Consider the following 8,284-nt stretch of genomic DNA (forward strand, 5'->3'; position numbering starts at 1 on the left):
GTCCGGATTGGCATGGTGCGGGTTGCCGATCAACCGCACGGTCACCGCCGAGGTCCACCCCGCGGTCTCGCCTCTGCCATCGAAGTAATCGAACGTGATGACCTCGGCCACCTGTGTCCATGGGACCGGTCCGCCCATCACCCGGGCGAGGTAGATCCCGTCACGGTCGACGGCGAAGCGCACGCCGTTGGCGTCCGTGTCGCTGAACGCGAAGTAGTACGCAGCGGCGACCGGGCCGCCGATCACGATCAGCGCACCGACCGCGCCAATGACGGCCGGACCGAGCGACCCGAAGCGGGCGCCGTCGCCGTTGCGCGGGTCACTCAGAACGCTGAAGAACATCGCAACGGCTGGACCGAGACCCAGCACAGCACACACAACTCGCCAGCGCAGCCGTGAGGAGCGTTCTACATAGACGTCGGGGTGAGCGCGCATGTACCTCCTTCGTCGCCGTTGAGCACTGGTTGGGTTGGGGTGGGTCTGTGGCTCTTCTTGCACGAGGCTGAGCCTTGCGCCGTGCTGACCTCGTCGGTACATGCCTAGGGGAAGATGATCGTCGCCGTACAGGCGACCGTTCATGCTTGCTGCCCGGCAGCTGTCCGCCCCGCCCGAGAGCGTGAGGGCGCTGAGACGCAGTGTCGTGGTGACCGAGTGCGCTGTCCATGCCGAATCGATGTGGCGACGGCCCCGGTAGACGCCAGATACGAGTGCTACGAATGCGAAGCGAGACTTACGGAGATCACGACGTGAGGTGGCGGACGCGGATCTTCCGGAGTCTGACCGCAGATGACGCCAAGATGTGTTGACTTGTTCTTGTGGTGGCCTGCGCCGTCGGCCGACCGATCGTCAGAGTCCATACATCTTCGCATCTTCCCCGTCACTCATCATCTACACTATTGTAGAAGTTCTACGGACTTGTAGAACGCCGTTGGCATCGCTGGGCTGGGGGATGGAGCGCGTGACGTCGTCGAACGTCGAGTCGTCGGCTGTGCAGCAGGAGTCGACGGGAGAGTCGCTTGGCGAGCAGGTCTTCGCCGCGCTCGGTTACGGGATCGCTGCCGCCGGCGCGCCCGTCGCCCTGCTTCGTGCGCTCACCGATGACCTTGGGCCGGGTCAGTTCCTTCTGCTCACTTTGGTGACGACACCTTTGAGCCTGCTCGGCATCCGGCACCGCGCCCGCGCCGCCCGACGGCCTGGCGTCACACGCTCACGCACAACCGCACGATGACGCACTTCTCGGGCGGCGCAAGACCGCCACGTCGAGACACCGGGTACCGAGACCGATATGCACCGCCAGTTCGGAGGCCGCCGATGCCCAGCCCGCATGCCCGCACCACTCGCGCAGTCCGTGCCACTTCGGTCCGGGGCCGGAACGTGCCGGACGTATCGGACGCGTCGGATGAGCTGTACGAGTCGGACTCGTCATTCGAGCGCCCTTACGGCGAGTGGTATCCGTTGGTGCGCCTGGGCCACTTCCTGCTGATGTCGCTTACCTCCTGCCTGATCATTCTGGTCGGCTTCGCCGCACTCGGTGTCGTCTTGTACCTGGCAACTGCTCTCTTCAAGTAGTGTCGTAACAACTCGGTAAGCCGTGAAGGCCACAGGTTCGCGCTGAGACGGACCATCATGTCGAGCGTCACCGATTCAGCACTCCGCCTCCTGCCTTCAGGCCGACACCGTTGGAGCATCTGTGAGATACGACGATCTGCGCGCGCTGTTCATCAACTGCACGCTCAAGCGCTCCCCTGAGCTCTCGCACACTCAGGGCCTGATCGACATCAGCCGCGCCATCATGGAGAAGCAGGGCGTGCAGGTCGAGGTGATCCGTGCCGTCGACCACGACATCGCCACCGGTGTGTGGCCGGACATGACCGAACACGGCTGGGCATCAGACCAGTGGCCGGCCCTCTATCGCGAGCAGGTGCTGCCCGCCGACATCCTGGTGATCGCGGGTCCCATCTGGCTCGGCGACAACTCCTCGGTGACGAAGAAGATCATTGAGCGCCTGTACGCCTGCTCACATCTGCTCAACGACGCCGGGCAGTACGCCTACTACGGCCGGGTCGGCGGTTGCCTGATCACCGGCAACGAGGACGGCGTCAAGCACTGCGCCATGAATGTGCTCTACAGCCTTCAGCATCTGGGTTACACCATTCCTCCGCAGGCCGACGCCGGCTGGATCGGCGAGGCCGGGCCCGGACCGTCCTATCTCGACCCCGGTTCCGGCGGACCGCAGAACGACTTCACCAACCGCAACACCACCTTCATGACCTGGAACCTGCTGCACCTGGCCCGCATGCTCAAGGACGCCGACGGGATTCCCGCACACGGCAATCAGCGCAGCGGTTGGGACGCCGGGGCCCGGTTCGACTTCCCCAATCCCGAGTACCGGTGACTGCGGCAATCGTGCGCTAAAGCAGAGCGGTGATGCGAGAATTCGGCGGGGATCGCTGCGCCAACGTAGCGACCGAGCCTCTGATTCTCTACTGCATAACTGCAAAAAGGGGTGCGACCGCGAGATGGAGCCGCGACCGTCCATCGCAGCGGTGGAAGTCGACGAGCACGATGTCGATGAGCAGGGCGTCGATGAGCAGAGCGTCGACGGGCACGATGTCGACGGGCACGATGTCGATGAACAGAGTGTCGATGAGCAGGACATTGATGAGCAGGGCGTTGATGGGCGGGAAGGTGATGAGCGGGAGGTCGGCGAGGAGCAGGGAGTCGGCGAGCAGGTAGTCGTCGACGGGCAGGGGGATGAGGAGCGGCGTTCCGGCGGTGGCCCGCTGGATCTGAACGACGACCTGTGGGCGACCGGGCCGCTGCGCTTGATGCCTCCCGGCGCCGAAGCCGTCACGATCATCCTGCCGCGGTACAAGCCGGTGGTCGAGGACCGCGGGGCGATGCGTTCGCTCATCATCCGCGAGACTCTCGTCCTGATCGTGATCGCCGCCTTTCAGGCAGCGCTGGCGTGGCGGGTGGCAGGGCTCGGTCTCGGTGTGGGAGCCAACTCGGCCGATCAGGCCGCGATGGTGCGGGCGGGGCACGAAGAGATCGCGTATCTGTCGCACGGCCGGCACATCACCCGGTACGAGACCGTGCTGCCGGGCGCCCCGGTGCTCTACCCGGTTCTCGTCGCGGCGCTCGACGCGGTCGGCAGGGCCCACGCCGTGCAGTTCATCAATCTCCTGTTCGCATTGCTTGCCATGGTCGGTGTCTACAGCACGGCGCGGCGGCTCTACGGACCGCTCGCGGGCGCGCTCGCGGCCGGCTTGTTCGCCGGGCTCGGCCCCGCGGCGCATCTTGGCGTGTCAGGAACCTACGACACTCCGGCGGTCTGCCTGCTGGCGTGGTCGGCCTGCTTCGCGGTGCGGTTCGCCTACGCCGACGGGCGCAACGCCGTGTGGCTCGCGCCGCTGTTGATGCTCGCGGCCAACTGGACGTCGTACATCACGGTGTTGTGGGATCCCGTGATCTTCGCGTTGATCGCCTTTGCCGGGCCGGGTTACGACGCATGGAAGAACTCGCGGTCGTGGAACGCGCAGCGCGCCGCCCTGGTGGCCGGGGTCCTCGTGGAGATCACCCTCCTCGTCGGCCGCGCGCCGGCCTACACCGGAATCGCCGCGACTGTGCTGGACCGGTCGGCGTCCAGGTCCGGCGACGGGCCGATAGTCACATACGCCGGACAGTGGCTTGGGATGGTGCTGGCCGTGGCGTTGCTCAGCGTCGCCGTGGCGGCATGGCAGGTGTGGCGCCAAGGCGCCGCGCGTACCGAGCTCGCGGTGCGCGCGACGTTGTGCGTCAGTGGGCTGATCGCCCCGCTCAACCAGCTGCGCTGGCACTCGATGGACGGCGCGATGTCGCACTGCGCCGTCAGCGGGGCGTTCGCGGCCGTCGCCGCAGGCGGGTTCCTCGCATCGGTCTGCGGTGATGTAGGCAGGCGTGGTGCGGTGTGGCGTGCAATGGCGGTCGGTGCGTTGTGTGCGGCGCTGCTCCCGCTCGGGATTCTCGGAGTGAGGCAGGCCACTGCGTTCCACGTGAGTTCCGTGGGGCCGGTGGCACCGGCCGCTATTCGAGTGGCAGCACGACGAGTTTGATCGGCTGGATGCCGAGGCGAAACGAGGCGAGCGTCTCGGTGTCCGTGTCGAAACCCCAGTCGGTGCCCGCGCCCTGCGCCCGGGTGTATTCGAACCAGATGAAGCCGATCACGTCGCTCTGCTTTGGCAGCCAACTGAGGAAGTCCGCGGTCCAGGCGGCCTTGGACGCGCTGGGCTGGCTGCCGAGCTCGGTGATCAGCAGCGGCTTCGCGGTGAATGCGCGGATCAGCCGGAGCGTGGGCTCGATGAGCTGTGTAGCGGTGTGCTCGGTCACGTCGTACGCGGAGAGGCCGATCCAGTCCACGTACGCGTCGCCGGGGTAGAGCTCCGCCATCGGCGTACTGGCGCTGCGGATGATGTTCGGCGCCCACACCCAGATCACGTTGTCGGCGTGCTCGCGGCTGAAGACGTCGTGGATGTGCCGCCAGGCCTCGACATACTGGCCCGCCGTGTTGCCGTTGACTCCTTCGCACCAGGGGTACCAGTTGCCGTTCATCTCGTGGGCGAGGCGGATGGCCACGGGCCACTTCGCGTCGCGGACCGCGTCGGCGAACTTGACGATGTACGCGTCGTGCGAGCCGTTGATGATGGTGGACAGCGAGTACTCGGGGAAGTTCACCTGCGTCGTGTGCGCGTTGCCGCCCGGCGAGGGCTCCCAGGTCAGTACCGGCAGCATGCCCTGCGCGTAAGCATCCTGAACCGGCACCGCGCTGAAGTCCTGCGTCCAGTTGACGAAGTACTCGACCATGTCCGGCGGGACCCCGGCGGTCTGCGCCAGCTGGGTGCCCGCGCTCGACGACCACGGCATGCCCGGTTCGGCGACGCCGAAGTACTTGCCCTGCGTCGCGAGGATCTGCGCCTTCGACGGGATGTTGGTCGCGATCGTGGTGCCCGTGTGCCCCGTGATCGACGCGTTCGCGCCTGCGGAAGCATGTGCCTGCGCCGCGGTCGACGCGGTGGCCGCCGCGATGCGCCCGGAGGTGTGTATCACCAGCATGGTCAAAGACGCCAGCAGGAAGATGTTGACGGTCATCCAGATCCGCACCCGCGACTCGGCGCCACGCGCGTGGGAGCCGAGCGCGTCGCCGCGTCGCGCAGAAAATCTAAACACTGATGTACACCGCCAGCGCCAGGATGATGGTTCCGAGCAGGTAGGGAACGGCGACCAGCGGGTTGCGCGCGCTCTCGCCGGCGAAGCTGTCGGCCCGGGTGCCCCAGCCCGCGTTGTGGGCGCAGCGGAAGAACCCGAGCAGCCGGACCGGCAGCAGGATCACCGTGTTGATCGCCATGAAGAGCGGCAGGAACAGGATGTCGCCGGGCCGCTGGGCGAAGTGCCTGCCGAAGCGGGTCGAGAGCGACAGCAGCGACAGGCTGCCGCCGAGCACCAGGATGAAGAACAGCGATCCCAGGCCGCCGCCGGAGAACGGCAGCAGCCCGTAGATCTGCGGGCGGACGCGGTGTGTCGCCGCCGCGGCCACCCAGGAGGCCAGCGTGCCGAGCAGTACGAACGGCACCAGGATGTCCAGCCCGTAGAAGAGGGCGAGGAAGCGGGCCTCGCGCAGCATCCACGGCATCATCCGCAGCGTGTTGTACTGGGAGCCGCGCGCCCACCGGTACTGCTGCTTGATCAGTTTCTTGAGTTGGAGGGGTGCGTCGGTGTAGACCAGCGACGTGGACTGATACACGGTCTTGTACCCGGCCATCAGCGTGTAGTTGGTCAGCGTCCGGTCATCGCTGACCTCAAGGAAGACGCCGAGGAACTTCTCGCTGAGGAACCGGTCCATGCAGTCGAGCAGGATCTGGCGGCGGAACGCGATGGTGCGCCCCGGCAGGCAGCCGACGGTGCCGAGCACGCTCATCGCAGGCATCGAGTACTCGCAGCGCACGCTCTCCAGCCAGTCCGCCCACCGGGTCAGGATCGAGCGCTCCGGATCGAGGATGCGCTGCCGGGTGGTCACGCCGCCGACGCGCGGATGCCGGAAGGGCTTGACCAGCTCGGAAAGCGTTCCGGGCGTCCAGATCGTGTCGGAGTCGACCAGGACAGCGACCTCGCCGCGGGTCTGCTCCAGGCCGATGCGCAGCGCGTTGCGCTTGCCCGGCGTCTCGGTCCACACCCAGCGCACCCCGACGTCGGCGCAGATCTTCTCAAGCGTCTCGTTGCGCCGACCGTTGATCACGACCACGACCTCGCTCGGGCCCTGGCCCACGATCCGGGAGAGCACGTCGCGGAACAGGTCCTCCGGCTCGTCGACCACCGGAATGATCACGGAGGTCGTGCCGATCCACGGGCGCAGCCAAGGCCGATACTGGCGCTTGAGCACGACCCTGATGACCCACACCGTCCACACCAGCAGCATGAACGCGGCGAAGGGATAGAACTCGCCGTCGAACCACCAGCGGCGCAGTTCCAGCAGGAAGGCGAGCATCGGCCCCCGCTAGTTCGGCGCGGCGGCGAGGCGGGGCGTGGCCAGGTGCGTGGACAGCCAGGCCAGGCTCGGACCGATCTCCAGGTTCCAGGTGGCGAAGTTGTGCCCGCCCTGCGGCTCGATCAGGGTGTTCACCAGCATCGGCGACTTGGCCAGGGCCGCGAACTGCATCGTGGGCTGATAGTTCTCCTCGCCGTCCTTGCTCGTGGTCAGCAGGGCGCTGATCGGCGGGGACGGCAGGTGCTCGATCCGCCACAGCAGGTCGTTCTCGTTGCGCACGTCCTGGCTGCCCGCGTAAAGAGTTCCGGTGGTGTGGTCCTGCAACGCGCCGAAGTAGCCTGAGATGGCCGCGGCGGCGGCGAACCGGTCGGAGTTCATCATCGCCACCTTCAGCGCGCAGTAGCCGCCGGTGGACACGCCGGTGAGCCCCCAGCCCTTGGCCCACGTCATGACCCGGTACGTGGTGGTGATCGCGGTCGGTACGTCCTGCGCCAGATAGGTCTCGGTCTGCGGCCCGCCCGGCACGTCCGTGCACTCGGTGTCCCGCCCGCCGACGACTTCCGGCGAAACCATGATCAGCACCATGGGAACGGCCTGCTTCGCATGGATGTCGGTCAGCAGATGCTTGGGATAGCCGAGCTTGGACGACAGTTCGTCGGCCGTTCCCGGATAACCGGCGATCACGATCGACGCGGGGAACTGGGTCTTCGCGTACGACTTCTGGAAGTACTCCGGCGGCAGGTAGACCTGCGCGCCCTCGGACAGGCCAGTGCGCAACCCGTGGATGACGACGTACTGGATCTCGCCGTACCGGGAGGGATCCGACCCCCCGACCACGGCCGCGCCGCCGGAGCCGTGCACGGTGATCTGCGGGCCGATGACGCTCGCGGCGGTCCCCGTGTCCGTCGTGCCGGTCACTGCGGCGGCGGTGCCGACGATGCCGAGCAGGTCGTCCCAGTTCGTGTAGAAATCGAACTGCTTGTTCACGACCGCCGCGAAGGCGGCGAGCATCGACAGCTGCGTCGCGAGCAGCAGACCTATTCGACCGGCCAGGTGGTCCGCGCTGCGCTTGGCGAGCTTCGGCCAGACGCGCAGCGAGCCGACGAAGAACGCGGCCGCGAGGATGGCCGTCAGGGCGACCAGCGCCGAGCTGTTGGGATTCACGGTCGGGTTGCGCTCCTTCGCCGATGCAGAGCGCATCGTAACGTACGATCTGCAACATTCGACGGACTACTCATAAGTCGTCCAGTGAGCATCGCACATCAAGCCGTCCTCGGGTTCAGCGTAGAGCCCGTGCAGAGGCCGAGTAGAGGACGACCCGACACTGTTGCGTATGGGAATCCGGAACAGGGTTCGGACATCCGGAAGGCACGCGTTCGGCTGCTCGGCAGCGGCACGGCGGTGGGGGCGCTCGACCCACACGGCGTTGATCAGCCGGGGAATCGACGCGGTCTGATTCGCCGATGAGCCCAGCGAAGCCAGCATCGCCCGCCCGCGCACCGAGGCGACTGGTGTCTCGGGCCGTCCACCATCACGCGCAGCGGCCTCAGGACAGTGACGCCCACGCCCCGTCCCCCAGAAGCTATCCTCGCGCGTCGGGGCTCCGGTCCGTCCGAGGTACGCCCGAAGCCGCAAGAGATGCCGCCACCCGGGGACGTAACGTCCACGGGCCCGCAGCAGGTTCAGATTCAGGTACTCGGCAGCCTCCTGGCACTCGTGGCAGCTTCGGCGACCGTGTCATAAGTCGGCAGCGTCTGCGTGAGC

Annotated in this window: 8 protein-coding genes; 4 read left to right on the forward strand and 4 right to left on the reverse strand. The window is 66.9% G+C overall.

Annotated features, from left to right (window positions below; genetic code table 11):
• On the reverse strand, positions 1-342 hold a 342-nt coding region (locus VGS97_RS14805), incomplete at its 3' end, for a hypothetical protein (protein WP_326854070.1).
• Between the two features lie 616 nt (positions 343-958).
• Between VGS97_RS14805 and VGS97_RS14810 the strand changes: the two genes are divergently transcribed.
• The 4 genes from VGS97_RS14810 to VGS97_RS14825 all read left to right on the forward strand — a co-directional run bounded on the left by VGS97_RS14810 (position 959) and on the right by VGS97_RS14825 (position 4,094).
• Complete coding sequence (locus VGS97_RS14810; RefSeq protein WP_326854071.1) at positions 959-1,228, forward strand: hypothetical protein; 270 nt, start codon at positions 959-961, stop codon at positions 1,226-1,228.
• Positions 1,229-1,374: 146 nt separating this feature from the next.
• Positions 1,375-1,569, forward strand: coding sequence for a hypothetical protein (locus VGS97_RS14815; protein WP_326854072.1), 195 nt, complete (start codon positions 1,375-1,377; stop codon positions 1,567-1,569).
• Positions 1,570-1,690: 121 nt separating this feature from the next.
• Positions 1,691-2,395, forward strand: coding sequence for a flavodoxin family protein (locus VGS97_RS14820; protein ID WP_326854073.1), 705 nt, complete (start codon positions 1,691-1,693; stop codon positions 2,393-2,395).
• Between the two features lie 124 nt (positions 2,396-2,519).
• Positions 2,520-4,094, forward strand: a complete 1,575-nt coding sequence (locus VGS97_RS14825) for a glycosyltransferase family 39 protein (protein ID WP_326854074.1) — start codon at positions 2,520-2,522, stop codon at positions 4,092-4,094.
• Here the strand turns inward: VGS97_RS14825 and VGS97_RS14830 are convergent.
• The 3 genes from VGS97_RS14830 to VGS97_RS14840 form a co-directional block, all read right to left on the reverse strand.
• Positions 4,066-5,127 (reverse strand): glycoside hydrolase family 26 protein, encoded by a 1,062-nt coding sequence (locus VGS97_RS14830; protein ID WP_326854075.1) that lies wholly within the window; start codon positions 5,125-5,127, stop codon positions 4,066-4,068. The two genes, VGS97_RS14825 and VGS97_RS14830, sit on opposite strands and share 29 nt — an antisense overlap.
• 70 nt (positions 5,128-5,197) lie before the next feature.
• Entirely contained in the window at positions 5,198-6,520 is a 1,323-nt protein-coding gene (locus VGS97_RS14835) for a glycosyltransferase family 2 protein (protein ID WP_326854076.1), read from the reverse strand.
• A gap of 9 nt (positions 6,521-6,529) precedes the next feature.
• A complete protein-coding gene (locus VGS97_RS14840) occupies positions 6,530-7,720 on the reverse strand; it encodes an alpha/beta hydrolase (RefSeq protein WP_326854077.1) in 1,191 nt (396 codons plus the stop codon).
• Positions 7,721-8,284 lie beyond the last annotated feature (564 nt).

Source organism: Actinocrinis sp. (genome assembly GCF_035946395.1).
In the GTDB taxonomy this organism is placed as follows: domain Bacteria; phylum Actinomycetota; class Actinomycetes; order Streptomycetales; family Catenulisporaceae; genus Actinocrinis.

Coding starts and splice junctions, on each gene's coding strand:
- VGS97_RS14825 (WP_326854074.1), top strand. CDS start 2,520: ATGGAGCCGCGACCGTCCATCGCAGCGGTGGAAGTCGACGAGCACGAT.
- VGS97_RS14830 (WP_326854075.1), bottom strand. CDS start 5,127: ATGACCGTCAACATCTTCCTGCTGGCGTCTTTGACCATGCTGGTGATA.
- VGS97_RS14835 (WP_326854076.1), bottom strand. CDS start 6,520: ATGCTCGCCTTCCTGCTGGAACTGCGCCGCTGGTGGTTCGACGGCGAG.
- VGS97_RS14840 (WP_326854077.1), bottom strand. CDS start 7,720: ATGCGCTCTGCATCGGCGAAGGAGCGCAACCCGACCGTGAATCCCAAC.